19 protein-coding genes are annotated in these 25,572 nt (G+C 60.3%); 15 read left to right on the top strand and 4 right to left on the bottom strand.

Annotated elements, in window-relative coordinates:
* Window position 1: 1 nt before the first annotated feature.
* Window positions 2-2,857: a PSD1 and planctomycete cytochrome C domain-containing protein gene (locus WJU23_RS13635; protein ID WP_346333139.1), complete on the bottom strand. Its 2,856-nt coding sequence runs from the start codon at window positions 2,855-2,857 to the stop codon at window positions 2-4.
* Between the two features lie 177 nt (window positions 2,858-3,034).
* Here WJU23_RS13635 and WJU23_RS13630 point away from each other — a divergent pair, with 177 nt between their 5' ends.
* Window positions 3,035-5,536, top strand: a complete 2,502-nt coding sequence (locus WJU23_RS13630; protein WP_346333138.1) for a PSD1 and planctomycete cytochrome C domain-containing protein — start codon at window positions 3,035-3,037, stop codon at window positions 5,534-5,536.
* 23 nt (window positions 5,537-5,559) lie between these two features.
* Window positions 5,560-7,011 (top strand): DUF1501 domain-containing protein, encoded by a 1,452-nt coding sequence (locus tag WJU23_RS13625; RefSeq protein WP_346333137.1) that lies wholly within the window; start codon window positions 5,560-5,562, stop codon window positions 7,009-7,011.
* Between the two features lie 57 nt (window positions 7,012-7,068).
* Here WJU23_RS13625 and WJU23_RS13620 read toward each other — a convergent pair whose 3' ends face one another.
* Window positions 7,069-8,976 (bottom strand): hypothetical protein, encoded by a 1,908-nt coding sequence (locus tag WJU23_RS13620; RefSeq protein WP_346333136.1) that lies wholly within the window; start codon window positions 8,974-8,976, stop codon window positions 7,069-7,071.
* Between the two features lie 373 nt (window positions 8,977-9,349).
* Here WJU23_RS13620 and WJU23_RS13615 point away from each other — a divergent pair, with 373 nt between their 5' ends.
* The 5 genes from WJU23_RS13615 to WJU23_RS13595 all read left to right on the top strand — a co-directional run bounded on the left by WJU23_RS13615 (window position 9,350) and on the right by WJU23_RS13595 (window position 16,308).
* On the top strand, window positions 9,350-10,087 hold the full coding sequence (locus tag WJU23_RS13615; RefSeq protein WP_346333134.1) for a hypothetical protein: 738 nt from the start codon (window positions 9,350-9,352) through the stop codon (window positions 10,085-10,087).
* Window positions 10,088-10,139: 52 nt separating this feature from the next.
* Window positions 10,140-11,357, top strand: coding sequence for a zinc metallochaperone GTPase ZigA (gene zigA / locus WJU23_RS13610; RefSeq protein ID WP_346333133.1), 1,218 nt, complete (start codon window positions 10,140-10,142; stop codon window positions 11,355-11,357).
* Between the two features lie 29 nt (window positions 11,358-11,386).
* On the top strand, window positions 11,387-11,863 hold the full coding sequence (gene hisI, locus WJU23_RS13605) for a phosphoribosyl-AMP cyclohydrolase (RefSeq protein ID WP_346333311.1): 477 nt from the start codon (window positions 11,387-11,389) through the stop codon (window positions 11,861-11,863).
* Window positions 11,860-12,849 carry a GTP-binding protein gene (locus WJU23_RS13600; RefSeq protein WP_346333132.1) on the top strand — a complete coding sequence of 330 codons (990 nt, stop codon included), beginning with the start codon at window positions 11,860-11,862 and terminating at the stop codon, window positions 12,847-12,849. The genes hisI and WJU23_RS13600 overlap by 4 nt, the downstream gene beginning before the upstream one ends.
* 279 nt (window positions 12,850-13,128) lie before the next feature.
* On the top strand, window positions 13,129-16,308 hold the full coding sequence (locus WJU23_RS13595; RefSeq protein ID WP_346333131.1) for a DUF1592 domain-containing protein: 3,180 nt from the start codon (window positions 13,129-13,131) through the stop codon (window positions 16,306-16,308).
* A 26-nt stretch (window positions 16,309-16,334) separates the two neighbouring features.
* Here WJU23_RS13595 and ispF read toward each other — a convergent pair whose 3' ends face one another.
* On the bottom strand, window positions 16,335-16,808 hold the full coding sequence (gene ispF / locus WJU23_RS13590; RefSeq protein ID WP_346333129.1) for a 2-C-methyl-D-erythritol 2,4-cyclodiphosphate synthase: 474 nt from the start codon (window positions 16,806-16,808) through the stop codon (window positions 16,335-16,337).
* A 57-nt stretch (window positions 16,809-16,865) separates the two neighbouring features.
* A complete protein-coding gene (locus WJU23_RS13585) occupies window positions 16,866-17,732 on the bottom strand; it encodes an AraC family transcriptional regulator (RefSeq protein WP_346333128.1) in 867 nt (288 codons plus the stop codon).
* Window positions 17,733-17,865: 133 nt separating this feature from the next.
* Here WJU23_RS13585 and WJU23_RS13580 point away from each other — a divergent pair, with 133 nt between their 5' ends.
* From WJU23_RS13580 to WJU23_RS13545, 8 genes are all read left to right on the top strand, one after another.
* Complete coding sequence (locus WJU23_RS13580; RefSeq protein WP_346333127.1) at window positions 17,866-18,849, top strand: phosphotransferase; 984 nt, start codon at window positions 17,866-17,868, stop codon at window positions 18,847-18,849.
* Complete coding sequence (locus WJU23_RS13575) at window positions 18,849-19,874, top strand: SAM-dependent methyltransferase (protein WP_346333126.1); 1,026 nt, start codon at window positions 18,849-18,851, stop codon at window positions 19,872-19,874. Before WJU23_RS13580 ends, WJU23_RS13575 begins: the two co-directional genes overlap by 1 nt.
* Window positions 19,875-19,943: 69 nt before the next feature.
* Complete coding sequence (locus WJU23_RS13570) at window positions 19,944-20,531, top strand: 3'-5' exonuclease (protein WP_346333125.1); 588 nt, start codon at window positions 19,944-19,946, stop codon at window positions 20,529-20,531.
* A 106-nt stretch (window positions 20,532-20,637) separates the two neighbouring features.
* Window positions 20,638-21,945, top strand: coding sequence for a PQQ-binding-like beta-propeller repeat protein (locus WJU23_RS13565; RefSeq protein WP_346333124.1), 1,308 nt, complete (start codon window positions 20,638-20,640; stop codon window positions 21,943-21,945).
* 158 nt (window positions 21,946-22,103) lie between these two features.
* On the top strand, window positions 22,104-22,427 hold the full coding sequence (locus tag WJU23_RS13560) for a hypothetical protein (RefSeq protein ID WP_243838762.1): 324 nt from the start codon (window positions 22,104-22,106) through the stop codon (window positions 22,425-22,427).
* A gap of 123 nt (window positions 22,428-22,550) precedes the next feature.
* Complete coding sequence (locus tag WJU23_RS13555) at window positions 22,551-23,180, top strand: GNAT family N-acetyltransferase (RefSeq protein ID WP_346333123.1); 630 nt, start codon at window positions 22,551-22,553, stop codon at window positions 23,178-23,180.
* Window positions 23,181-23,235: 55 nt separating this feature from the next.
* Window positions 23,236-24,168: an alpha/beta hydrolase gene (locus WJU23_RS13550; protein ID WP_346333122.1), complete on the top strand. Its 933-nt coding sequence runs from the start codon at window positions 23,236-23,238 to the stop codon at window positions 24,166-24,168.
* A gap of 463 nt (window positions 24,169-24,631) precedes the next feature.
* Complete coding sequence (locus tag WJU23_RS13545; RefSeq protein WP_346333121.1) at window positions 24,632-25,537, top strand: hypothetical protein; 906 nt, start codon at window positions 24,632-24,634, stop codon at window positions 25,535-25,537.
* Window positions 25,538-25,572 lie beyond the last annotated feature (35 nt).

Here is a 25,572-nt window from a genome sequence, read left to right as displayed (position 1 = left end):
CTCACCCTTTGGTGATGGTTTCATCCAGGTTCATCAGTGCGCCGGCCACGGACTCCAGTGCTTTAGCCTCTCCCTGACTGATCTGGGAATCATAGAGATGCAACATCACTTTCAGTTCGGACTCCGCCGGTTCGCGGGCCAGCACCCGTTTGAAGCCCAGGCGGATGCGTGATTCAGCATCGGGTTCTGTCATCAGGGTTTGAGCCAGGGCGCGGGCGGCTTCGACATACACAGGGTCATTCAGCAGGGTCAGTGCCTGCAGCGGCGTGTTGCTGCGGCCGCGCTTCACCACGCAGGCCATGCGTGCGCTGGCATCAAAGTTCATGAAGCTCGGATACGGGGCACCGCGCTTCAGCACCACATAGAGTCCGCGCCGGTACTGCATCTCGCCAGGGCTGACCTGATAGTCATACTTTTGACCGCCCACCTTGGCCCAGAGGCCGTCGGGCTGCGGAGGCCGGATGGGGGCACCGCCTTTGCCCAGGCTGATGAGTCCGGAAACGGCAAGCGCATTGTCGCGGATGGCCTCAGCATCCAGGCGGAAGCGCGGTCCGCGCCAGAGCAGGGAATTGGTGGGATCTGCTTCCAGCCCGGCGGAGCCTGGAGGAATGACGGAGCTCTGCCGGTAGGTCTGGGACATCACCATCTGCTTGATGATTTTCTTCAGGCTCCAGCCCTGGTCCATGAATTCCAACGCCAGCCAGTCCAGCAGTTCCGGGTGGGAAGGCGGTGCGCCTTTGATGCCAAAATCTTCCACGGTGGTCACGATGCCCTGGCCGAAAATTTCCGCCCACAACCGGTTCACCGTCACGCGCGCCGTCAGCGGATTGTCCTTGGAGACGAGCCATTTGGCCAGCGTCAGCCGGTTGGCCGGACCTTCAGTCTGCTGGCCGAAAATCTCCGGGATGCCCGCCGTGACAGGGTCTCCTGGGTCTGTATAAACGCCGCGCTTGAAGACGGCGGTCATGCGTGGCTCAGGCAGCTCGCGCATCACCTCCGTGGTGGCAGGCTTCATCGCCTCCATCTCCTTCTGGATCGTCTTCATTTCCTTTTCCATCGCCAGCATGGCAGGGGTCTTCTTCGCCGCTGCCACAGTTTCCACCTCCGGCAGACTGGCTGCCACCTCGCCGCTGATGGCGGAGAAGCGCAGTTTGCCGATGATCCGGCCACCGCCGAATTCCTGCACCAGGCGCAGCTTCACTTTCATCCCGGCAGTGAGGGTGACGGGTTTCGCCAGGGCAAAGGCGGCCCAGTGTGGCTTTGAAAAGGCCGGGTTGATCGCCCAGCCGGTCTCACGGTTCTCGTCAATCAAGCCATCCACTTCAAAGCGTTTCTGAGAAAAACTGGCAAAGGCATCGCTGAACTTTAGCGGAGTGCTGCTGCCATCTGCAGCGACCAGGGAAATCTCCATGTGCTGCAGCACAAAGTTAGGCCGCCCGCCCGCTCCCCGGCCCGGGCCATTGTCAGGCAGGGAAGGGTCCGTCAAGGCTTCCAGCATGAGGCCGGTCAGCGGTCCTGCGGGCGCTTCATACGTAACGGTGTAGATGTCCTCATCCGGCACATCGCCGATAAACAGGATGCTCTGGTCCTTTTGCACATCCCACTCCGCACCGGAGGCCGTTTCGATGTCAGCAGGCTTCAGGACAACGGGAGCGTGGGACTTGACCGGCTGTTTGGAGCGCGGGGCTTCCTGACTTTCCAGCTTGGCCATTCTGGCTTTCACCTGCTTGAGCTTTTGGGCCAGCCCGGCCTGCGCCTTCTCTTTTTCCGGATCAGGCATGGTAAAGGGCACGCCGCCAAACTGAATGGAGCCGGGGGTTTTTGGATTGGTCCGCTCAGCTTCCTTTTCGGTGTTGTTAAAGTAAGCCAGCAGGCGGTAGTAATCCTTCTGGCTGAAGGGGTCATACTTGTGGTTATGGCACTGGGCGCATTCCATCGTGCTGCCCAGCCACACCGCACCGGTCGTGTTCACCCGGTCAATGACCTGGTTGATACGGCTTTCCTCAGGCTCGGTGCCTGCCTCCACATTCGTCGGTGTGGAGCGGTGGAAGCCTGTGGCGATGATTTGCGATGGAGCCGGGTTGGGTAAAAGATCCCCCGCCACCTGCTCGATGGTGAACTGGTCAAACGGCATGTCCTTGTTCAGCGCATCCACCACCCAGTCCCGATAACCCCAGACCTCCCGCAGGTCATCCCGCTGAAAGCCGTGAGAGTCCGCATATCGCGCCAGGTCCAGCCAGTGCCGCGCCCATTTGACACCAAATTCCGGCGATTCCAAAAGATGGTCCACCAGCTTTTCATATCCGCCCTCGGTCTTCAGCGAAAAGGTCTCCAGATCCTCCAGCGTCGGTGGCAGTCCCGTCAGGTCAAAAAACACCCGGCGCATCAAGGTCGCTTCCGGTGCCTCTGGCGACGGCTTCAATCCCGCTTCCTTCAACCGGGCCCCCACAAAAGCATCCACCGGATGGAGTTCACCCTTCTGCACACTGAAAACTGAAGACTGCACACCGGGCACCTCCGGTCTCACCGGCACCTCATACGCCCAATGCCTCGCCGCCGTCACCTCCTCCGGCCACACCGCCCCGGCGGCGATCCAGCCGCGCAACGCTGCGATTTCTGGTTTCGTCAGCCGGTTGCCCCGGCGCGGCATGGCCTCCTTGTCAGTGCGTGGCAGGGACACCCGGCGCAGCAGCTCACTTTCCTCCGGTTTGCCGGGCACGATCACGGCCTGATGGTCGCTGCCTTTCAGCGCACCGGTTTTCTCATGCAGACGCAGTCCCGCCTTGGCCACCTCGCTGCCATGGCATTCAAAACAGGCGCGTTGCAACACGGGCAGCACTTCCTTAGAAAAATCCACGGCCAGGGCCGGACTGCCCAAAAAAGATAAGAAAATCAACGAACGTTTCACACCCCTGCTAACGATGAGTGGTGTCCTCAGCTTTCCTCTCATGCCGGAAGACTCTGCTCTGCTCATGGAGTATCCTCGCACGTCCAGGAAGATCAGCCTTCAGCAGGCGTTAGTTCATTTGCCCTCATGCATCGGTTCTCTCTTATCCTCGCCCTCTTCGCGCCCTTGGCCGGCGGAGTGGCGGCCCCTGTGGATTTTTCCAAACAGATCCGCCCCATTCTTTCGGAGAACTGCTTTTTTTGCCATGGCCCCGATGAAGCCAAACGCGAGGCAGGTTTGCGCCTGGACGAAGAATCGGCTGCCAAGGCCAGTAATGAGGGTGTCATCGCCGTGGTGCCGGGGGATCCGGCCCGGAGCGCCCTCCTCCAGCGCATCCTCACCACCGATGCGGATGAAGTGATGCCGCCGCCCAAGCAGCATAAAGTCATCACGCCCGCGCAGATCGCCCTGTTGAAGCAATGGATCCAGGAAGGGGCTAAATGGGGCGGGCATTGGAGTTATGAACTCATTGTTAGGCCGGAGGTGCCCGGTGTTCAGTCTGCAGTTTCCAGTGTCCAGAAAAAACAGATCAGTCCGGTGGATGCGTTTTTGTTGCAGCGGTTACAGCTTGAGAAGCTGGCCTTCACTCCAGAGGCCGAGCCAGCCACTTTGATCCGCCGAGTGGCGCTGGATCTCACCGGCCTGCCGCCCACCCCCGAAGAAGTCGAGTCCTTCGTCCAAGAGTGGAATCAAAATTCGTCATTCGTCATTCGGAATTCGTCATTTTATGCCCTGGTGGACCATTTTCTGGCCAAACCTGCCTTTGGCGAACATTGGGCACGCATGTGGCTGGACCTCGCCCGGTATGCGGACAGCTCCGGCTATCCCAGTGACCAGCCGCGTGAGATCTGGGCCTATCGTGACTGGGTCATCCAGGCGCTAAACCGGAACATGCCCTTTGACCAGTTCACCATCGAGCAGCTCGCTGGCGATCTTTTGCCCAAGCCCACAGATGACCAGCTTGTTGCCACCGCGTTTCATCGCAATACGATGACGCAGAATGAGGGCGGCACGAATGATGAAGAGTTCCGCATTGCCGCCGTGGTGGACCGGGTCAATACCACCTTCGCCGTCTGGATGGGCACCACCATGGCCTGCGCCCAGTGCCACACGCACAAGTATGACCCGCTGACCCATGCCGAATACTTCCAGGCCTATGCCTTCCTGAACCAAAGCGCCGATGCGGACAAAAAAGACGAGTCTCCTCTGCATGAACTCGTCAGCCCGGAGGTGCGCAAGCAGAGGGATGAATGGAAACGGGAGCAAGCCGCCCTGGAAGCGCAGTTTAATAATCCACCCGCTGAATGGATGGCTGGTTATGAGACCTGGCTCGCCAGCAAACCCACGGTCAAAGACAAGAAGGTAAGCGCCGTCCTGGCCGTGGCGGCAGACAAACGCACCGCCGAGCAGCAAAAGACCCTGCAATATCACTACGCGCGTTTTGTCGCCAAAGAAAGCCTGGCTGAGCAGAAGCGCATGCTCGCCATCAACAAAGAACTGGCCCGCACCAAGCCGGTGACGGTACCTGTCATGCTGGACCTGCCCGTGGCTGAGCGGCGCAAGACCAACATCCAGCTCCGGGGCAACTGGCAGGCGCTCGGAGAGGAAGTCAGTGAAGGCACCCCGGCGGTCTTCCCACCACTTCCGGCGCAGGCTCCGCGTAACCGCCTCACGCTCGCCAAATGGCTTGTCAGCCGTGAAAACCCGCTCACAGCGCGTGTCACCGTCAACCGACTGTGGGAAAGTTTGTTCGGCATCGGCATTGTCCGCACCAGTGAGGAATTCGGCAGCCAGGGCGAGCTGCCAGTTCATCCGGAGTTGCTGGACTGGCTGGCGGCGGAGCTGATGGACAGCGGCTGGGACATCAAACACATGATCCGGCTCATGGTCACCACCCAGGCCTACCGCCAGGATTCCCCCAGCACACCGGAACTCAACGAGCGCGATCCCGACAACCGCCTGCTGGCGCGTGGGCCGCGTTTCCGCCCCACGGGAGAACTTCTTCGCGATCAGGCCCTGGCCGTCAGCGGTCTGCTCAGTGCCAAAATGGGTGGACCCTCCGTCCGGCCCATGGCCCCGAACATGGGACTCACCACCGCCTTTGGCCGCAGCAATGACTGGACCGTCAGCGCGGGCGAGGACCGTCACCGTCGCAGCGTCTATACCGAAATGCGCCGCAACAGCCCCTACCCCAGCTTCAGCACCTTTGATGCGCCTAACCGAGAAGTGTGTACGATTACACGCGGCCGGACCAACACTCCACTACAGGCCTTCGTCACACTCAACGATCCCGTCTTCATCGAGGCCAACCAGGCCCTTGCCCGCCGTGTGGCAGACACCCCGGACCCCATCGGCCTCATGTTCCAGCTCTGCGTCTCCCGCGCACCCTCCGCCAAAGAAAGGGCCACCTTGCAAAAGCTCTTCGACGAAGCCCTGGCCGACTATCGCTCTCATCCTGACGAAGCTGCCAAAATGGCCACCGATCCCCTCGGCCCCGCGCCCAAGGAGGCGGATCTCCCCAGCCTCGCCGCCTGGACCACCGTCGCCAATGTGGTCATGAACCTGGATGAGTTTGTGATGCGGAGGTGAGCCTAACACTCGACTGAATAACTATGAACCCCGTCCGCCACGACAGCCTCCAGCTCACCACGCGCCGCACTTTTCTGAACGGTGCGGGGCAGTTCAGCCTGGGTGCCATTGCCTTGCAGGCATTGCAGGGGAAGGGGAGCGCGATGCCGCCGGCGGACAATCCGATGGCTCCGCGTGTGACACCGCAGGCGGCGAAGGCAAAGCGGGTCATTTATCTGCACATGTCCGGCGCACCGCCGCATCTGGACCTGTTTGATTACAAGCCGGAGCTGGTGAAGCATGACGGTCAGGACTGCCCGGATTCGATTTTGAAAGGCCGCACCTTTGCCTTCACCACGGGGGTGCCGAAGCTGATGGGCACGCCGCGCAGCTTCAAGCAATATGGCAAGGCGGGCATGTGGATGAGCGATGCCTGCCCCAACTTCCACACGATTGCGGACGAGATCACCATGGTGCGTTCCATGCACACGGACCAGTTTAACCATGCCCCTGCCGAGCTGTTGCTTTTCACCGGCCATACCCGCCAGGGGCGGCCCTCGCTTGGCTCCTGGGCCACCTATGGCCTAGGCACGGAAAACCAAGACCTGCCCGGGTTTGTCACCCTCATTTCCAGCGGCACCCAGCCCAGCGGAGGTCAAGGGCTGTGGGGCAGCGGGTTTATCCCTTCTGTCTATCAGGGTGTGCAGTGCCGCAGCAAGGGCGATCCAGTCCTCTATGCCTCCGACCCTGCCGGCATGGACCGCAACATGCGCCGCCGTACCCTGGATGCTTTGCGCACGCTCAATGAGCAGCAGGCCGCCGAGCTCGGCCACCCGGAAACCATCACCCGCATTGCCCAATACGAACTGGCTTACCGGATGCAGATGAGCGTGCCCGAGGTCATGGACATCTCCAAAGAACCCGCCAGCGTCATCGAGGACTATGGTGCCAAACCAGGGGAGGCCAGCTTTGCCAACAACTGCCTTCTCGCCCGCCGCCTGGTGGAAAAAGGAGTGCGCTTTGTGCAGCTTTTCGACTGGGGCTGGGACTTCCATGGCACCTCCGAAGCCACCGGCATCACCGATGGACTCACCAAAAAGATGTCCGAGACGGACAGGCCAGTCGCCGCTTTGATCAAGGACCTCAAGCAACGCGGCCTGCTGGAGGACACCCTCATCATTTGGGGTGGTGAATTTGGCCGTACCCCCTTTCGTGAAGGCCGCACCGCGGCGAGCAAAGTGCTGGGGCGCGATCATTACCCGGATTGCTTCACCCTCTTCATGGCCGGGGGCGGCGTGAAGTCCGGGTTCGATTACGGCAGCACGGACGACCTGGGTTTCAGCATCGCCGAGAACAAAGTCCACGTGCATGATTTCCAGGCCACCGTCATGCACCTCCTGGGCTTTGATCACGAGCGCTTCACTTACCGTTTCCAAGGCCGCAACTACCGGCTCACCGACGTGCACGGGCACGTGGTGAAAGAGCTGCTGGCTTGAATCAAGGAGCGGGACTTGCCAAGTCCCGTCTTCAAGGTCGCACGCATCTTACGCTGATCATTTCACCTTCACCGGCTGCCGGGCCAGCACCTGGCTTTCCCCGGTGACGTAGCGCAGTTCATACTCACCCGCTTCTTCGGGTGCCGTGAGCTCCATTTTGGGTTCGGCATCCTTGGTGGAGAAATAGTTCAGATACTCCCCATCACCGGCTCCTGTTTTGACAATAGTCACATAGTCCCCGCCACCTGTAGGGCCGGTCCATTCGATGCTCAGTGTGCTGCTCACGGCCGCTTCTGCGGGCCCCTTCACGCTGGCCTTCATCTCGGTAATCTGGATGGGTCGTGAAAACAGCACTTTCACCTGCTGCTCATCATTGATGCGGATCTCCATGTCCCCGGTCTTGCGCGGAGCCTGGATCTTCAGCGGACTCTGCCCGCTGCCCAGCCTTTGATAATCGTTGTAGGCTCCTGCATCCGAGCCTTTCTCCACAATGGTGATGTAGAGGTGATCCAGTGCGGGTGCGCCTTTCCAGCCAACGTCCAGGTAGGAGCCGGCCATGGCGGATTCCGGGGCTTCCAGCGCCATGGTTGAGCCTTCCACCTTGAATGCCTTCCGCGCGAAGGGGGTGACGGCACCGTCATTGGAATACCTCATCTCATAATCTCCGGCCTCCGCAGGCGCATTCATCTCCACCTGGTCGCTTTGTTCGTTAGGCCGGGCATAGATGGCGTAGTCGCCGTCTGCCGCGCCCGCTTTCACCCAGCCGATCCAGTCGCCGTTTTGCACTGCCGCTTTGAATTTAACTGTCATCGGCGTGCTTGCTTTCACGACGGCTGGCAGGTCCAGCGTCACCTTTGGCATCTTCACTTCAAAGGGGGCGGAGCGTCCGCACACCACGTTTTGATAATCCGCACCCCTTTGCGTGAAGCGTGCTTCATACATGCCTGGCAGGTCCGGGGCCTGCATGGTCATCGTGGCTTCTTTGCCGATGGCGTCGCGGATGTTCGGCAGGGCGGAATCTGGCGAGCCCACCGGAGCCAGGATGATGTACTGGTCTCCCACGCCGTTGGCCCCTTTGAACAGCAGAGTAAATTCTTGCAGCACGCTGATCTCCTCGTTCGGGATTTCGATGCTGACTGTGGGCAGTTCCGTCACGTCCAAAATGAAGGTGTTGTCCGCCCCCCGGGCCACGCCCAGGTCAGGAAATTGGCGGGCCGCAGTTGCCACTGTGGCGGTATATAATCCAGGCTCCAGTTCAGCCGTCCAGGTCCCCGGTTCCTCGCCTTTGGTGAATTTCACCGCCGTCTTGTCTGTGCCTGCCAGGGACACATCGCCATCGCTGAAGGGCTCCCCGTTTTTCGTCACACGGATCGTCACCTTTTCTTTCTCCACCATGGGCGCAGCCGGGGCGGTCACGGTGGTGGCGGTGGCATTTCTCAGGGCCTCCGCCAGTTTGGCCACGCTGTCAGCATTTTCAACCGGGGCCAGCACGGCAAAACGCTCCGCCACCGCCTTGGGCAGGCCGATGCCGATGATCCGCACATCTGCGTCAATGCCACTCGCCTTCAGCTTAGTCAGTGCTGCGGCCACATCACCGCCGCAGGATTCCTCCCCATCCGTAAACACGATGACCTGCTTCTTCCCCGGTTTGGTGAAGTCATCCGCCGCCGCATTGAGCGAGATGGCCAGCGGCGTCGCCCCGATCGCCCGCGCCTCCTTCACCAGTTGCAGCATGCGGGTGCGCTCAAACCCTTCCATCGGCAGCACCAGCACAGTGTCTTCACAAGCCCCGGGTTCCCGATGTGAAACCTTGGATCCATAAAGGCGTAACCCTATATGCAAATCTTCCTTCTCCGGGGCCGTGGTGATGAACTCGCTCAAGACCTGCTTCGCCGCATCAATGCGGTAACGCCCGTCGCTCAGCTTGTTCCACATGGAGCCGGAGCAGTCCAGTATGAGTTCCACTGAGGTTGGTTCCGCGTGCAGGACCAGTGACGTGAAGCAAAGAAGGGGGAGGAGGGATAGGCGCATAAAGTCAGTCTAATGAATATTATCTTTTTCCCCTCTGTGGTTACTCCGCTCATCCGGCAACGGCTCGCATCAGCGTTTTAGGTCTCATTGGAAAAGGGGGCGGCACATTCTTTCAGCAGGCGCTCTGAGGAATTAGGAACTTGCGACAGGTCGTTTTTGATCCGCTGTATTTCAAAAAGGGATACCTTTCGACAAATACGGCATATCTTTATCAGCAAGCAAAGTGCATCATGTAGTCACTCTCTCTGCTGCTCCATTTTGTTAGCCCTGTTCTTTGTTTGTTTTCTCACCTTTGACGCCTTAATGCATGGATCGCTCCCTGTCCTCACCTGCCGATAAGGCCTTTCCTGCGACACAGTGGAGCATCATTTCCCTGGCGGCTCATGGGAGTGAAGAGGAGAAAATAGCGGCTCTGGATACCTTGTGCCGTACTTACCGGCAGCCACTCTATGTCTTTCTCCGCAGTATCGGACGCAGTCACGAAGCCGCTGAGGACAGCCTTCAGGAGTTTTTTCTCCGTCTCATGGACGGACGGCTTCTCACTCTTGCCTGCCCGGAAAGAGGGCGTTTCAGGACGCTGATCCTCACCGCCCTCAAAAATCTGGACCATGATTTTCACCGCATGGAAAACGCTCAAAAAAGGGGCGGTGATACGGAGTTTGTCTCCCTGGATAATCCAGCCTTCAAAGACCATCTTCAATCAGAGCTGACTTATGGAATATCACCCGAGCAGGCGTTTGACCGCGCCTGGGCGACCATTCTCATTGACCGCTCGCGTCTTCGTCTTCAAGAGCACTTTACCAGCATTGGAAAAGCAACTTTGTTTGCTGAACTGTTTCCGCGCATGATGGGCGAGGGGATGGAAGAAGGGAATCTGGCTGCTGTCGCCCAACGACTGCAAATGAGCGAAACCGCCGTCAAGACCGCCTTTTGGCGGCTGCGCCGTCATTATGCCGAAATCTTCCGTTATGAGGTTCAGCAAACCCTTGTCTGCCAGGAAGAAGTCCAGGACGAAGTACGCTGCCTGATGGCGAGTTTCGGGTAAATTTAATACGCAAAATGTTTGCATTTACAATAATGCAATTATATTGCACTTGATGACTGTTACATCTTCTTCCCGCCTTCCCGTCACCGTCCTCTCAGGATTTTTGGGCGCGGGCAAGACCACCCTCCTCAACCACATCTTGCGCAACCGTGAGAACCGTAAAGTGGCCGTCATCGTCAATGACATGAGCGAGGTCAATGTGGACGCCATGCTCGTCAAATCTGGCGACGCCAGCCTCAGCCGGACAGAGGAAAAGATGGTGGAGATGAGCAACGGCTGCATCTGCTGCACGCTGCGGGAGGACCTCATGCTGGAGGTGGGCAAGCTGGCCCGCGAAGGCCGTTTTGATGCCCTCGTGATCGAATCCACAGGCGTCTCAGAGCCTATGCCAGTCGCGGAGACTTTTACTTTCACCGATGAAAACGGCCAGTCCCTGTCGGACATCGCGCAGCTCGACACCATGGTCACCGTGGTGGATGCCCGCAACTTTATAGAGGACTACCACAGCACGGAGGACCTCCAGGATCGCAAGCAGGGCGTCAGCGAAGAAGACGGCCGCACCATCGCCCACTTGCTGACGGACCAGATCGAGTTCGCCAACGTCATCCTGATCAACAAAACGGACTGCGTGGACAAGGAGGAGGTGGAGGAAATCCAGGGCATCATCCGCGCCCTGAATCCCAAGGCTACAGTCCATCTCACGCAAAATTCCGAGGTGCCGCTGGACCGGGTGATGAAGACCGGCCTGTTCCAGATGAGCGAGGCCGAAGAAAGCCAGGGCTGGCTGGATTCCCTCAACGCCCACACGCCTGAGACGGAGGAATACGGTATCAGCAGCTTCATCTACCGCTCCCACCGGCCCTTTCATCCGCAGCGTTTTAGCGATCATCTAAGAGCCTCGTGGGAAGGCGTGGTCCGTGCTAAAGGGCTCTTCTGGCTGGCCACCCGGATGGAACTGGCCGGTTACGTTTCCCAGGCCGGAGTCCTGCGCGATACCCGTGCCCTCGGCTTCTTTTGGTCCGCCGTGGACCGTGCCGAATGGCCGCAGGATGCGCAAAGCCTGGCTGAAATCCAGGCGAACAGCCGCGAACCCTATGGCGACCGCCGCCAGGAGATCGTCATCATCGGCCGCCACATGGACAAGGAGGTCCTCCATGCCCAGTTCGAGGCCTGCCTGCTGACGGAGGAGGAGTATGCGGCAGGCCCGGACGCCTGGAAAAACCTTCCCGATCCCTTCCCCCAGTGGATGCCTGCGCAGGAGGAAGGCTGAGACTAACCCTTTGGATAACGACTTCGATGATGAATCATCCCTTTGCCAGCCGTGTGAGCGTCCAGCAGGTCGAAGAAGGCCGTGATCTGGCTCCCAAGTTTGACGCCAGCGGACTTCTTCCTGCCGTCACCACGGACTATCTGACGGGGGAGCTGCTCATGCTCGGCTACATGAATGCCGAGGCGCTGCAGAAAACCATCAAGACTGGAGAAGCCCATTATTTCAGCCGCAGCCGCCAGGTGCTCTGGCACAAAGGCGGCACCAGCGGCTTTGTCCAGCAGGTGCGTGAGATGCGTGTGGATGATGACCAGGACTGCATCTGGCTGCGTGTGGAGACTGCGGGCAGTGCCAACTGTCATGTAGGCTACCGTTCCTGCTTTTACCGGGCAGTTCCTCTGCGGCAGGACTTTCCGGGGCCTGAATCCAGCCTGGTCTGGAAAGAGGAGGACAAGGTTTTTGATCCAAAGGCTGTCTATGGCAGCGCACCCAATCCCACCCAGCTATGAGCCGCATCCCTCTGGTGCTGATCGCCGGCTTCCTGGGCGCAGGCAAGACCACCTTCCTCCGGGCTCTCATGGGCAGCCTGGAGGAACGCAACATAGGCTTCAGCGTCGTCGTCAATGACTTTGAAAACGCCGAGGTGGATGCCATACGGCTGCGCTCATTTGATGCCGAGGTCCAGTCCATCAACGGCTCCTGCGTCTGCTGCTCCTCGCTGAATGAATTCATGCAGACGCTGGGAGACATTGAGGTGCCTCAAGGCGGTGTGCTGCTGGTGGAGGTCAACGGGGCATCAGATCTCATCTCCCTCATCGCGGCCATTACCGTCCGGTATGAGTGCCACCGTTTTACTTCGCCTTTACAGATCACGATGATTGACGCGCAGCGCTGGCAGCGCCGGGGCCAGCACAATGAACTGGAGCATGAGCAGGTGCAGACGTCCACCCATTACATGATCACTCATTCCGACGGGGCGGACAAGGCGGGCCTGAAGCGGCTGCACCTGGCCGTGCAGGCCGCCAGCCCCCGCGCCACCGAGACCAGCGCCGACAGAATGGCCGAATATCTCCGCTTCCTGTGTGCCAGCAGCCGTTTCGGCAGCCAGGAAAACACCACCCCGCTGCCGCTGTGCCTGTCCCACCCGGCGGAGCAGCCGCATCATCACCATCATGAGGATGAACGGGCGTTCACCTCCATGCGTGTGGACCTTCCCTTCGTCGTCAGGCGTGGAGACCTGGAGCAGGCCCTGCGCGACCTGCCGGAGGAGGTCGTGCGGGTTAAGGGCCTCTGCCGTCTCGCGGAACTGCCCACCGTCCCCATGTCCTTTCAGCATGTGCGGCCCCGGGCGGAGACCTGGTTTCTGCCCATGCTTGGTGCCGTGGGCATCGTGCCCACCGGGGTCATCATCGGAGTCGGCCTGCCCGCCAGCCAGATCAGCTCCCAGTTTGACCGCCTGCCCTCGGCCGAGCTTCTGCCCGAATTCAAACCCTGACCGCTTGGCATGGAGTCACGGCGTGGATTCCGTTTTTCGTCTTGCAGGACACCATGCTCGCATTCTCTTCCGTCGTCATCACGTGCGCGTGATCACATCGATGACCTCTCCACCGGCCAGGGGGCGGCAGACCTATCAGGAGGGGGGCTCGCATTTTGGGTCCTCCCCAGCCCGCTCGCTCCTTTCAAATCGTAAATCATAAGCCATAAGTCATAAATCCCGCCCTTCCGCAACGTATCCTCTTTCCCCCAAACTCTGGCCCTGCCCATGCTTCACCGGATGACCCTTTCCGTTCGCCTCATCGTCCTCGCTTCCTTCGCTGCGTCATTTCACGCCGGCGCGGCCCCGGACTGGAAAACCGTGCAGCCGGCTTTGGCGGAAACTTGCTACGACTGCCACAACGGCAAGAAAACCAAAGGCGGCGTGGATCTGGAGCGACTGGATAAAGATCCCTCCGTCGAAAACGAATACGCCCTTTGGGAAAAGGTGCGCCACGTCATCGCCTCGGGCGAGATGCCGCCAGAGGATGAAACCCAGCTTCTGGCCGAAGAAAAAAAGAGCCTCATCGCCTGGGCCGATGCCTCCATGGATGCCGTCGCCACCGCCAATGCCGGCGATCCCGGGGCTGTCACCCTCCGCCGCCTCACCAATGCCGAGTATGATTACACCATCCGCGACCTGACCGGCGTGGACTACGGCCTGGCCAAAGAATTCCAGCCCGACGGCGGCGGGGGCGAAGGCTTCGCCAACACCGGCGACACTCTCTTCGTCAATCCCTCCCAGCTCGACAAATACCTCGCCGCCGCCCGCAAGCTGGCCGACCACGCCACCATCCTTCCCGGTACTGGCGTCACCTTCCATCCCCAGCGCATCGGCATGCGGGGCAATGCCCAGGTCAAAAGCCAGGCCCAGCAAGCCCTCTACGTCTGGTACCAAAAAATGTCCGGCCCGCATCTGCCCACCTATGACCGCGAGCTTCGCGAGGACGAATACTTGCTGGCCTGCTGGAAATGGAAGCACAAAGACCTCACCGGGGCCGCTTCGCTGGACCAGCTCGCCAAAGAGGCCAAGCTCTCCGCCCCCTTCCTGCACAACTGGTGGAACCTCCTCAACGACACCAAAACCCAGTCCCGTTTCCTGGACCTCACCAAAGTCCCCTGGCGCAAACTGCCGCCGCCAGATGCCGCCAAACCGCATGAAGTGCCCCCGCAGGTCCTCGCTGGCGTCAAGGCCATCCAGGTCCAGCGCCACTCCTGGAATCATCCCGACAAACCGGGCAGTGGCACCCAGCGGCGCCAGCAGGATGCCGATGGCATTCGCACCTATGGCGGCTCCCGCGTGCTGACCCAGGGCGCTCGCGAATTCCACGTCGTTTTGGGAGACATCGGTGATGGCAACGGTGGTGATTACGTCACCTTCACCGGCCTCACCTTCCGAAAAAAAGGCGGCAAAAACTACGAATACGCCCCCTTCATGCGCCAGCAGCGGGCAGGCGATCAAAAGCTCCTCAAAGACATTGAATCCGGGAAACCCGCCCCCAAAGGCATCACGGCCGATCTGCTGAAAAAACGCATCGGCCAGGCAGAGAAGGCGCTTTCCTGGTTTGGCAAAGACCCCCTCGGCAAAAACGGCATCGCCGAAAATGTCCTCGCCGCCAAGGCCCCCCTCATCATCACCCTGCCCCTCCCGGAAGACACCGTCGAGGTCTTCGGCGCTGGCCGCCTGGACATGCGCAGCCCCGAGGTGGACCTCGCCACTGTCCAGTGGACCCTCAGGGTGGGAACCCCGCCTAACCCAAAGGACATCATCCCCGGTGTCCTCACCGTATGGAAACGCAACACCGATGCCCATCGCAAGACCATGGCCGATTTCAGCCGCATGAAGGCTGCCTTCCCGGACATGCTGGAGCGCCGCTTGGAAGAAGTCGCCCGCAATGCCTACAGCGACAAACCCGGCCCCGGCGTTTATTATTTCAGCGACGATCAGCTCAAGTCCATCATCCCCGCTGCCGAGGCCAAACGCCTCGATCAGATGAAGACTGACTGGAACTTCCTCGTCCGTGACACCCTCAAAAAAGAGCAGGCCGCGCAGTACGATGAATTCATGCGCCAGCACCTGCACCGCTTCGCCAGCCAGGCCTGGCGCCGCCCCACCACCCAGGCCGAGCGCACCCAGCTTTCCAAGCTTTATCATGACGGCCTAACCAAAGGTATGGACCGTGAATCCGCCGCCCGCGAAGTGGTCACCCTCATCCTCGTCTCCCCCAACTTCCTCTACAAAACCGAAGGCTTCACAAGTACGGCGGGCACTCTTGCCCGCCAAAACGAAGTTCAAAAGACCCCCTCCTCCACAAAACCCACCGAAGTCTCCCAGAGGAGCGCGGACACTCCTGTCCGCTCAGCCGCAGGCCAAACGATCTCCCTTTCCGAAAACCCTACCGAAGTCTCCCTCAATGCCTGGGAGCTCGCCTCCCGCCTCAGTTACTTCCTCTGGTCTTCCCAGCCCGACTGGCAGCTCCGCAAAGCCGCCACCGATGGCACGCTCCTCCAGCCCGAAGTCCTCACCACCCAGGTGAAGCGCATGCTCAAGGACCCGAAGGCCGAAGCCCTGGCCAAAGAATTCGCCGGCCAGTGGCTGGAGTTCAAAGGCTTCGACAAACACGCCGCCGTGGATGACAAAAAGTTCCCCGAATTCACCCCCGAGCTCCGCCGCGACCTCGACCGTGAAACCACCCTCTTCTTCACCAGCCTCATCCGCGAAGACCGCCCCGTGCAGGAGATCATCGGTGCCGATTACACCTATCTCAACGAACGCCTGGCCAAGCACTACGGCGTCCCCAATGTCAAAGGCGAGGAGTTCCGTAAAGTCAGCGTCAGCGCCCAGCATCGCGGCGGTTTGTTAGGCCAGGGCAGCCTCCTCACCAAGACCTCCCGCAGCCACCGCACCAGCCCCGTCTTGCGGGGGAACTGGCTGCTCCAAGCCGTTTTGGGTACTCCCGTCCCACCGCCTCCCGCCGATGTGCCCGAGCTCAAGGAACACGGCCCCAGGCCCACCACCGTCCGTGAGATGCTGGAGCAGCACCGCGCCTCCAAATCCTGCTCCGGCTGCCATGACCGCATAGACCCCCTCGGCTTCGCTCTGGAAGGTTTTGATGCCATCGGTCGTTACCGTGAAAAGGATGAATCCGGCCTTCCTCTTGATACCTCCGGCCAGGTCAAAGGCGGTGCCAAGTTCGTTGGCTTCGAAGGCCTGCGCGATTACCTGAAAACTCAGGATGACCAGCTCACCCGTCACTTCTCCCGCAAGCTCATCGGCTTCGCCCTCGGCCGCCAGCTTCTCCCCACTGACAAGTTCCTCATGCAGGAAATCAAGACCGGTCTTTCCAAGAACGAAGGCCGCTTCTCCGCCGCCGTCCTCGCCATCGTCCACAGCCGCCAGTTCCAAAACAAGCGCCTCTAAACGGAGAGCGGACGCCCTCGTCCGCATCACTTCTCCACTCCGGCCACCGCCATCGCGGCGATGCCTTCTTCCCGGCCGACAAAGCCCATGCGTTCGTTCGTTGTCGCCTTCACACCCACTTGGTCCGGCGTGATGCCCAGGGCGGCGGCGATTTTTTCCTTCATCGCTGCCGCGTGTTTCATGACCTTCGGTGCTTCGGCCACCAGGGACGAGTCCACATTGGTGATGGTATAACCTCTCTCCTTGGCCAGTTCAGCACACTTCTCCAAGATGCGCAGGCTGCAGATGCCTTCGATGCTGGCATCCGTGGGCGGAAAGTAAAAGCCAATGTCCGGCAGGCCCATGGCCCCGAGCAGGGCATCCGCGATCGCGTGGCAGAGAACATCCGCATCCGAATGCCCCTTTAACCCTCGTGTATGCGGGATCTCCACGCCGCCCAGGATCAGGGGGCGGCCTTCTTCAAAGGAATGTACATCATAGCCAATGCCGACTCGGTTCATAGTCCGACTGACTTAGCCGCAGGCAGGGCGGAGTCCAGCAATGAATCAGCTCCGGCGTCAGCCCGGCTTGCCGCCCAGGGTGCGCATCTGTGCCCGGTATTCACGAGGGGTGCTGCCCACCACCTCGCGGAAGCGGCGGTTGAAGTTGGCCAGGTTCCGGTATCCGCAGTCCAGGGCGATGTCGGTGATGTTGTTCTGGTCTTCGGCGATCATCCGGCAGGCGCGGCCAATGCGGACCTCGTTGATGTACTCCGGCACCGTCTTGCCCGTGCGGGAGCGGAAGAAGCGGCTGAAGGCCCCCTCGCTCAGGTGCGCCAGCTTGGCGAGCTGCGCACGGTCAATGTCCTCGGTCAGGTGCTGGTGGATGTGGTCGCATACCCGTTCCATGCGGCCCTGGTCGGTGGCGTGCAGGGTGGGCTCGTAGGCGGCGCTGGCCAGGGGTTTCAGGTCCTTGGCACGGGACATCACGTCCAGCACGGCCAGCAGGTCCACCACACGGGTCAGCCCGTCGCTCTCCGCCAGGTGGCGCAGGCGCAGGGATACTTCTTTGCGGATGGGGCCTTTGATCTCCAGGCCCCGGCTGGCTCGCCTCAGCAGTCGGCGCACAGATTCCAGCTCTGGCAGGGCCATCAGGTCTTTGCCAAGAAAGTTTTCCTCAAAGCGGATGATGATGGCATCCACAATGCCGGCTCCTTCTTCTTGATGCCACACATGCGGGAGATTGGATCCCACCAAGACCAAATCCCCATCACTAATGGGTGCAATATTGTCCCCCACCACGCGATGCCCGCGGCTGCGGATGGCCAGGGTGATCTGGAATTCCGGGTGGAAATGCCAGCGTGTACCATAGTCGGGACCATGCACGAGCTCACAATGGAACGACTCCCAATCACGGCGCGGGACTTTCTCAAAGACAGGCTTCATGTCCCCGAGACTAAACGATCAATACGAAAATGACAATCGTGCGCTTGTGCTCAACACTGGACTTTTGGTGCTCTACGCCTGCCAGCATCCAGCGGTTGCAGCCGGGTGCGTCTTGGCTTTAGTTATATATTCCATGCCACCTGAACACGAGGCCCTGCTTATCCTGACCCGCCAGCAATTTCCCGCGCTGGCGGACCTGCCCTGCGTGGTGGAACCCATAGTCAAAGGTGGCTCTGACCGGCATTTTTACCGGTTTACCTGGGAAGGGGAATCCCATCCGCCCATGATCCTCATGGTGTACACCATGGCCCGGCGGGATAACCCTAAATTCGTACCCGCCACCCGCCGCCTTGCCGCGCTGGGGGTGAATGTGCCGAAAATCTTTGCCTTTGATGAGCAGCGCCTTTGTGTCTGGCTGGAGGATCTGGGCCGGGATGATCTGCATGCTCATCGCGACGATCCTTGGGAAACCCGCCGGGGTCTTTACGAAGCCACCCTGCGCGAGGCTGCCAAGATCCATGCCGTGAAAGCCGCCAGCCTCAGCGCCGCCGACCTGGGCAGCATGGAGCCGGAGTTTAATGAGGGGCTCTACGACTGGGAGCAGAATTATTTCATGGAGCACTTCGTCCGCAACGTGCTGCGCCGGGATGCCGACCATGCCGACCACGCACCGGCCCGCACCGTGCTCATGGAGCTGCGCCAGCGCCTGGCCCGCCTGCCACGCTGCCTGGTTCACCGGGATTTCCAAAGCCAGAATGTCCTGCTGAAGGACGGGCAGGCCTGGCTGGTGGACTACCAGGGGCTGCGCCCCGGCCTGGCCGAATACGACCTCGCCTCCCTCCTCTTTGACCCTTACGTCACACTCAGCCGCAGTGAGCGCGGGGAACTGCTGCAATATTACGCCGACCTGCGCGGCCTGGCCCTGCCGGATCTGCGCCAAGTGGTTTATCAATGCGCCGCCCAGCGTCTCATGCAGGCCCTCGGGGCTTATGGCAACCTGAGCCGCAATCAGGGCAAGACCGCCTTTGAACAGCACATTCCCGCAGGCGTACGCAACCTCTCCGCCGTCTGTGAAGAGGCGCAAGAACTGGCTCCCCTGCGCAGCCTCTTCCTCTGATGCACGCCTTCCTGCCTGCTGCTGATTGCGCTGCCTTCCTGGTGGATGAGCTGCAGCGTGCCGGCACGGGCGCGCATCTGGACTCTTCCACTGGTTTTGTCCACTCGGATGCCCTCCCGGCCCTGCCATGGCTCGCCTTTGCCCGCCAGACCCTGCCGGAGGCTGCCGTAGTTAAGGACGCCTCCATTAATGGCTGGGCAGATCAGATCATCACCCGCATCGCCGGGCTGTTGCCAGATGCCCAGCCCTGGCGCCTGCACCTATGGCCTGCCTATGGTGAAGGCCGCGCCGGCCTGCATCGCTGCGATCTCATCCGCACCGCTTTGCATGAACGCCTGAAGAAACGCCGCCGCGCCCTGCTGCGCTCATTGGAGGAAAGCGACATGCCGTTCCTTCCTGGGACCTCCCTGGTGCAGGCCGTGCTCACAGGGCCGGATGCCGGATACATCTCCGTCAGCCAGGCCCCGCAGCCCGTCAGCCTGCGGGCCATCATCTCCCCGTTTATCGGAGGAGACATCCCTCATGCTGAGGACAAGGCCGCCCCCAGCCGGGCCTTTGCCAAAGTTATCGAGGCCGAGCTGCGCCTGGGTCAGCAGATTGAGCGTGGTCAGACCTGTGTGGACCTCGGTGCCTCACCCGGAAGCTGGAGCTATGTGGCCATCCAGCGTGGAGCCCATGTCACCGCCATTGACCGCAGCCCCTTGCGGGATGACCTCATGCGCAATCCGCGCCTCTCCTTTCTCCAGGCCGATGCCTTTAAATATAAGCCGGAGCAACCCGTGGACTGGCTCATCTGCGACATCATCGCCGCCCCCCAGCGCAGCATGGACCTCCTGGTGGAATGGCTGCGTGAAAAGCGCATGCGCCGCTTCATCGTCACCCTCAAGTTTAAAGGAACCGACGAATATCCCCTCATGGACTCTCTAAAAGAGCTGGCCCCGCCGCTCTGCGCAGACTTCCGCCTCACCCGCCTCTGTGCGAACAAAAACGAGGTGACCGCCTTTGGAGTAGCGGCCGCAGTCTAACATAAAGTTGCTTCTTATTAAACGTGAAATCCCTTGGTCGGAGCACACTTCTCCGGCTATAAGACGGCCATGAACCTCATCATCTTTGACCTCGAAACGACGGGGCTGTCTCCCTATCACAATGAGATCATCCAGATCGCGGCGGTGAAGGTGCGGGCGGGGTGCTGGCAGCCGCAGGGGCATTTTGATTCTTTTGTCAGGCCGCAGCAGCGCATACCGAGGTTCATCACGGGGCTGACAGGCATCTCCCAGGCACAGGTGGAGCGGGCGCCATCCCCGGTGGAGGCGCTGATGGCGTTCTCCAGTTTTGTGGGGGAGGAGGCGACGCTGGTGGCGCACAACGGCCCCGGCTTTGACATGCGTTTCATTGCGGAAAACTGCACTCGTCATGGCATCCCGGTCAGGAACACGGCGATGATGGATTCGCGGGCGTTTTCGCGGAAGATCTGGGGCGGCCGGGGTGGCCATGGGCTGGATCCCATTCTGCATCGGTTGGGGCTTTCAGCTGTCGGTGTGAAGAGGCACGATGCGCGGGGTGACGTGCATCTGCTGGCGCAGGCGGTGCAGAAGATGTGGGGCCAGCTCGTCCCGGATTTCCAAAGCTGCCCGGTGGAATTGAAGACAGGCGTGATCCCGGCTTTGGGCGCGGTGAATTGAACAACCTTCGCCGCAATCGCGGGACAGGCGAAATACTCGGAACACACGCCAAAGAAGGCTGGGATTTTAGCAAGAAGCGGCCTTTACTGCTCGTGACTACCTGCGCATGTCCGTCTTCCTTCGTCTCCAGCTTTCTTCGCTTGCCCTAGCGGCGGCTCTTGCGGCCCAGCCAGCCACCACACCGGTGTTCTGGCCGGATAAAAACGGGCCTACCTATGATGGCGTGGTGCCGCCCGCAGAAGCAGCCCGTCTGCCCCTGAAATGGAACTCCGAAACCGGCGAAAACATCGCTTGGAAGGTGGACCTGGAAAATGAGGGCCACAGCTCGCCCGTCATCGGCGGGGACCGCATCTGGTTTACCTCCGCCACGGTGGACGGGAAAAAGCAGTATGTGTACGGCATTGACCGCCACACCGGCAAGGTGGTGCATCATGACCTTGTCTTTGAGAATGCTGAACCGGAAGGTCTCGGGAATCCGCTGAACAATTATGCGGCACCGTCACCCGTGCTGGAGGCGGATGCGCTCTATGTCCACTTTGGCACCTACGGCACGGCCAGGATCGATCCGGCCACCGGCAAGAAGGTCTGGGAGCGGCGGGACATCAATGTCCGGCATTATCGGGGGCCAGGCTCTTCGCCTATGATCTACAAAGACCTGCTCATCCTGACTTTTGATGGCATTGACCAGCAGTTCGTCACCGCCCTAAACAAGGTGACCGGGGAAACAGTCTGGAAAACCAGCCGCACCACGGACTATGGAGACCTGGATGCCGAGGGCAAACCGACCCGTGATGGCGACATGCGCAAGGCCTACCACACCCCCAGTGTCTTCAACTTGGGAGGCGTGGACACTCTCGTCTCCGTGGGATCGCGTGCCGCTTTTGGGTATGCGGCGGACACTGGCAAGGAGCTGTGGACGGTACGCCATGGCGGCTTCAATGCAGCCATCCGCCCGCTGGTTTACCAAAATGTCCTGATCCTCAATACGGGCTCGGAACGTGCCCACACCTTGGGCGTGAAGATTGATGACAAGATGCAGGGGGACATCACGGAAAGCCATATGCTCTGGGATCGTGAGAAGCGCAATGCCAGCGAGTCCTGCCCGGTGCTGGCCAACGGGCTGCTGTTTCAGGTCACCCGTGGTGGCATCGTCACCTGCATGAATCCTCTGACCGGGGAGGATGTGTGGGAGGAGCGGCTGGCAGGCCAGCATCTGCCCAGCCCCATTGTGGCGGGCGACCGCATTTATTTCAGCAATGACCGCGGAGACACCCGCGTGCTGGATGCCGGACCGGTGTTTAAAGTGCTGGCCGAAAATGTGCTGCCGGATGCCATGACCGCCGCCCCTGCCGTGGCGGATGGGGCCTTGTTTATCCGCACAAAAAAGCAGTTGTATAAACTTGCGCAGCCTTGAGGCTGAGATGTATTCAATGTAAATACAGGGCGTGCAAGAAGGATGCCAAAACGCGCCCCGAGCCGCATTCTATCAAGGAAAATGGCTCATGAAGAAATAACATTTCTTATCATAAATACGTCGCATTCCACAAATAACCTGTTATTGTAGTGTCCTCTATGGCTACGACACCGACTCGCAAAACACGTTTCTCCCGCCGCGTCCCTGACCATGTAACCGATGAGCTCGTCAATGTATTGTCCGCCGGGGACACTCTTGAGTTCAACGCGTTGTTTAAACTGGTTTATGACAATCTGAAGCTGAAGAACGCCGTGAGCGGAGGCGAAGAAATGCTCCGTCTGCGCTCTTATGAGAAGCTTCAGGGCCTCGTCAGCCGCGGCCTTTGTGCCAAGGTCAGCAAGACCTATCGTGGTCTGGAAGGCCTCCGCGCCGCTCATCAGGCCACCATTGCAGCCCGCACTGCGGCTGTGGTCGCCCGTTAATCCTTTCCTTTTCTATCTTCAGAACCGCCTTTCCACAAACGGGAGGCGGTTCTTTTTTTGTCCAGGGGCGCGGATGGACACCTCTTGACGAGCGGCCCCGCCTCCCTCACAGACTGGCAGACCATGTCCTACAGCGATTTCGAATCCGAATCTGACTCCGAAAAGGAGCTTTCCCCGCTCATGCAGGCCATCGTGCCGAAGCTGATGCTCTGCCGTATCCGTGAATTTGAGCCGGCGGATCTGGAGGCCTGCGTGGAGATTTATCGCTCCAACACGCCGGATTATCTGCCTGAAAGCGGGCTGGAAGCCTTTATCGAGTTTCTGGCCGTCGGCACCTCCTATTACCTTGTAGTGGAGCACGACGGCGAAATCGTCGCCTGCGGCGGCCTGGAGCTCATAGGGGATTCTGACACGGCCACGCTGGTGCACGGCATGGTGCATGGGGAATATCACCGCCAGGGGTTCGGCACCACCCTGCTTGCTGCTCGTATCGCCCTGTTGGAATGCGAGGTGCGGCCCCAGGAAATCTGGGTGCACACCACGCCTGCCACGCTGCCTTTTTACGGCCGCTTTGGATTCACCTACCATTCCGCCGTTCGTAAAGGACCAGGCAAAGGCGACGAACGTGCTGGCGTATGGCTCAGCGTGGATGACCAGGACATCGAAGACGTCCGCTACGCCCTGGAAGAACGGGATATTAAGATCTTCCTCAATGACCCCGCGGAAGAGGATGACATCGAAGAGGAGGAATAACCTCGTCTTCTCCGTCAGCCGCTTCCTTTTTTCGTCCGTGCCTGCATTTAATCCTATGAAATCCTTCGTCACCGCCCTCCTGGCCATGAGCTTTCTGCCGCTCCTGACGGCTGCGGAAACCCAAAAACCCGCGTCTAAAAAGCCTGCACCGTCCGGCCCAAAATGGCAGAAGCTGACCCCGCAAACACCGGCCGGCTTTACCCTGAAGACGCTGGAGGTGGCGAAGTATCCGGAGCATACGGTGGAACTGTATGTCTATGTGCCGGATGCGGCAGGCACCTGGCCGTGCATTCTGGACATCCATGGCGGCGGCTGGCAGAAGCGGCAGGTGGAGGCTGACAAGCCGATGATGGAGCGGCTGGCGCAGCGCGGGTTTGTCACTGCTCTTGTGAGCTACCGGCTCTCCACGGAAGCGAAGTTTCCGGCGGCACTGCATGATTGCAAAGCGGCGCTCCGCTGCCTGCGTGCCCATGCCAAAGAGCTCAAGATTGATCCAGAACGCATCGGCTGCATGGGCGGCTCGGCGGGAGGCCATCTGTCCGGCCTGACGGCGATGACCACCGGCCTCCCAGAATTTGAAGGAGAGGGTCCGTTTAAAGAGCAGTCCAGCACGGTCCGGGCGGCCATTGTCCTGGCCGCGACCCAGGACCTGGTGGCTGCCAATGTGGGCAAAAAGAGTGAGGGAGCCATCCTCTTCTTCGGCGGCAGCATCGAAGAAAAACCGGAAGTCTATCAAGCCGCCTCACCCATCACCCATGTGCGTGCAGGTGTGCCACCGACGATCTTCATCGAAGGTGAAAAAGACACGCTCAAAATCGGTCGCGCAGAAATGATGGAAAAACTGAAGTCCCTCGGGATCGAGACCGGCGTCCACACCCTGAAACACGCCCCGCACCCCTTCTGGATGAGCGATCCCTGGTGCGCCGAAACGGTTGACATTGCAGCGGCTTTCTTCAAGAAACATCTGGGAGAGCCAATGCTGGAATAATTCTTTCTCTTCCAGATAAAGGGCATACCAGGGCCTCCTCAAACCGGAGCGCGGACGTCCCCGTCCGCATCACCAGGAGCGCAGACATTCGCCGCCAAAGCCCCCGAGCGGAGCGCAGACGCCCTCGTCCGCCTCACCCCATGGAGCGCCGACGATCCGTCGGCATAGCCGACCCGAGCGGAGCACAGTCACTCATGTCCGCCTCACCATTGCTGCGGGGCAGCCGCGAGCTTCTTCCCTGAGCCACCGAACAGCACGTCCATCACGCTCCAATCAAACTCACGCGTTTGCTGCGCTAACCACTGATCCTCAGCGAGTTGTAAGCACCATCTTACTGAATGCCTGGCATATAATACCTTGGAATATAATACCTAGCCCTACCCCCACCCCGCCCGCGTATCCGTATAGCACGATTGACCCACCCAGGGGCCACGACTACAGCCTCTGCCTTCGTCGCTTCTTCATGGAACATCTGCTTTATCTCCTTGCCCGCGCCTTTCTGGCGTTCATTCAGGCGTTGCCGGTGGGCTGGGTGGCGCGGTTAGGGCGCTGGGGGGGCGGGCTGGCTTTTTGGGTGGATGCCCGGCATCGGCGAATGGCGTTGAAGAACCTGACCCGCTGCTTCGGTCACGAAAAGTCCCCGGCGGAGATCCGCGCCATCGCCAAGGAAAACTTCCGCCGGCTCGGCGAGGTGTATGCCTGCGCCATGAAAGGCATGGCGATGAACGATGCGCAGCTCCGCACCATCTTCTCAGTCAAAGGTGGCGAAGCCGTGCGGGCGGTGGACGCGGAAGGCAAACTGGTGAACCGCGTTTTCACCGGCGGCCATTTCGGGAATTTTGAGCTGGCCAACCGCATGTCTGCGCTGATCCCCGGGTATCAGGCCGTGGCTACCTATCGCGGTATCCGCCCGCCAAAGCTGGACCAGCTCGTTTACCGGATGCGCACCGTCTCGGGCAACATCCTGGTGGACCGCCGCACCGGCGCGGACGATCTCAAACGGGCGATGTCCGAGGGCGGCAAGCTGCTCATCCTGGCCAGCGACCAGGCCGACCGCAGCGGGGGTCTTGAGCTGCCCTTTCTCGGTCACTACGCCTGGACCACCCGCGCGCCGGTCATCCTGGCCATGCGCTACAAGTGCGTCATCTTTGTGCCCATCTGCTACCGTGTGGGACTGGGGAAATGGGTGCTGGAAATTGGCGAGCCCATCCGCATGGAAGAAAACGGCAAGCGCCGGAGCGTCGAAGACCTCATGCGCGACATCAACACCGCCCTGGAAGCCGGCGTCCGCCGCGACCCCGCCAACTGGTTCTGGGTCCACGACCGCTGGAAAACCAAGGATAAAAAACCGCCGCGCGCGGTGGAATAGGTGGCCGCCGGGGCTCTACCCCTCTTCAACCCAAC

This window comes from Prosthecobacter sp. SYSU 5D2, from assembly GCF_039655865.1.
GTDB lineage: Bacteria > Verrucomicrobiota > Verrucomicrobiia > Verrucomicrobiales > Verrucomicrobiaceae > Prosthecobacter.
The sequence above is the reverse complement of the archived record's forward strand: the minus strand, read 5'-3'. Positions and strand labels throughout refer to the sequence as shown.

Bases quoted from the DNA above. Each gene is read 5' to 3' on its own strand.
- ispF (WP_346333129.1), bottom strand. From the start codon at position 16,808: ATGAACCGAGTCGGCATTGGCTATGATGTACATTCCTTTGAAGAAGGC.
- WJU23_RS13630 (WP_346333138.1), top strand. From the start codon at position 3,035: ATGCATCGGTTCTCTCTTATCCTCGCCCTCTTCGCGCCCTTGGCCGGC.
- WJU23_RS13595 (WP_346333131.1), top strand. From the start codon at position 13,129: ATGACCCTTTCCGTTCGCCTCATCGTCCTCGCTTCCTTCGCTGCGTCA.
- WJU23_RS13585 (WP_346333128.1), bottom strand. From the start codon at position 17,732: ATGAAGCCTGTCTTTGAGAAAGTCCCGCGCCGTGATTGGGAGTCGTTC.
- WJU23_RS13545 (WP_346333121.1), top strand. From the start codon at position 24,632: ATGGAACATCTGCTTTATCTCCTTGCCCGCGCCTTTCTGGCGTTCATT.
- WJU23_RS13555 (WP_346333123.1), top strand. From the start codon at position 22,551: ATGTCCTACAGCGATTTCGAATCCGAATCTGACTCCGAAAAGGAGCTT.
- WJU23_RS13575 (WP_346333126.1), top strand. From the start codon at position 18,849: ATGCACGCCTTCCTGCCTGCTGCTGATTGCGCTGCCTTCCTGGTGGAT.
- hisI (WP_346333311.1), top strand. From the start codon at position 11,387: ATGAATCATCCCTTTGCCAGCCGTGTGAGCGTCCAGCAGGTCGAAGAA.
- WJU23_RS13570 (WP_346333125.1), top strand. From the start codon at position 19,944: ATGAACCTCATCATCTTTGACCTCGAAACGACGGGGCTGTCTCCCTAT.
- WJU23_RS13615 (WP_346333134.1), top strand. From the start codon at position 9,350: ATGGATCGCTCCCTGTCCTCACCTGCCGATAAGGCCTTTCCTGCGACA.
- WJU23_RS13600 (WP_346333132.1), top strand. From the start codon at position 11,860: ATGAGCCGCATCCCTCTGGTGCTGATCGCCGGCTTCCTGGGCGCAGGC.
- WJU23_RS13580 (WP_346333127.1), top strand. From the start codon at position 17,866: ATGCCACCTGAACACGAGGCCCTGCTTATCCTGACCCGCCAGCAATTT.
- WJU23_RS13565 (WP_346333124.1), top strand. From the start codon at position 20,638: ATGTCCGTCTTCCTTCGTCTCCAGCTTTCTTCGCTTGCCCTAGCGGCG.
- WJU23_RS13560 (WP_243838762.1), top strand. From the start codon at position 22,104: ATGGCTACGACACCGACTCGCAAAACACGTTTCTCCCGCCGCGTCCCT.
- WJU23_RS13550 (WP_346333122.1), top strand. From the start codon at position 23,236: ATGAAATCCTTCGTCACCGCCCTCCTGGCCATGAGCTTTCTGCCGCTC.
- WJU23_RS13625 (WP_346333137.1), top strand. From the start codon at position 5,560: ATGAACCCCGTCCGCCACGACAGCCTCCAGCTCACCACGCGCCGCACT.
- zigA (WP_346333133.1), top strand. From the start codon at position 10,140: ATGACTGTTACATCTTCTTCCCGCCTTCCCGTCACCGTCCTCTCAGGA.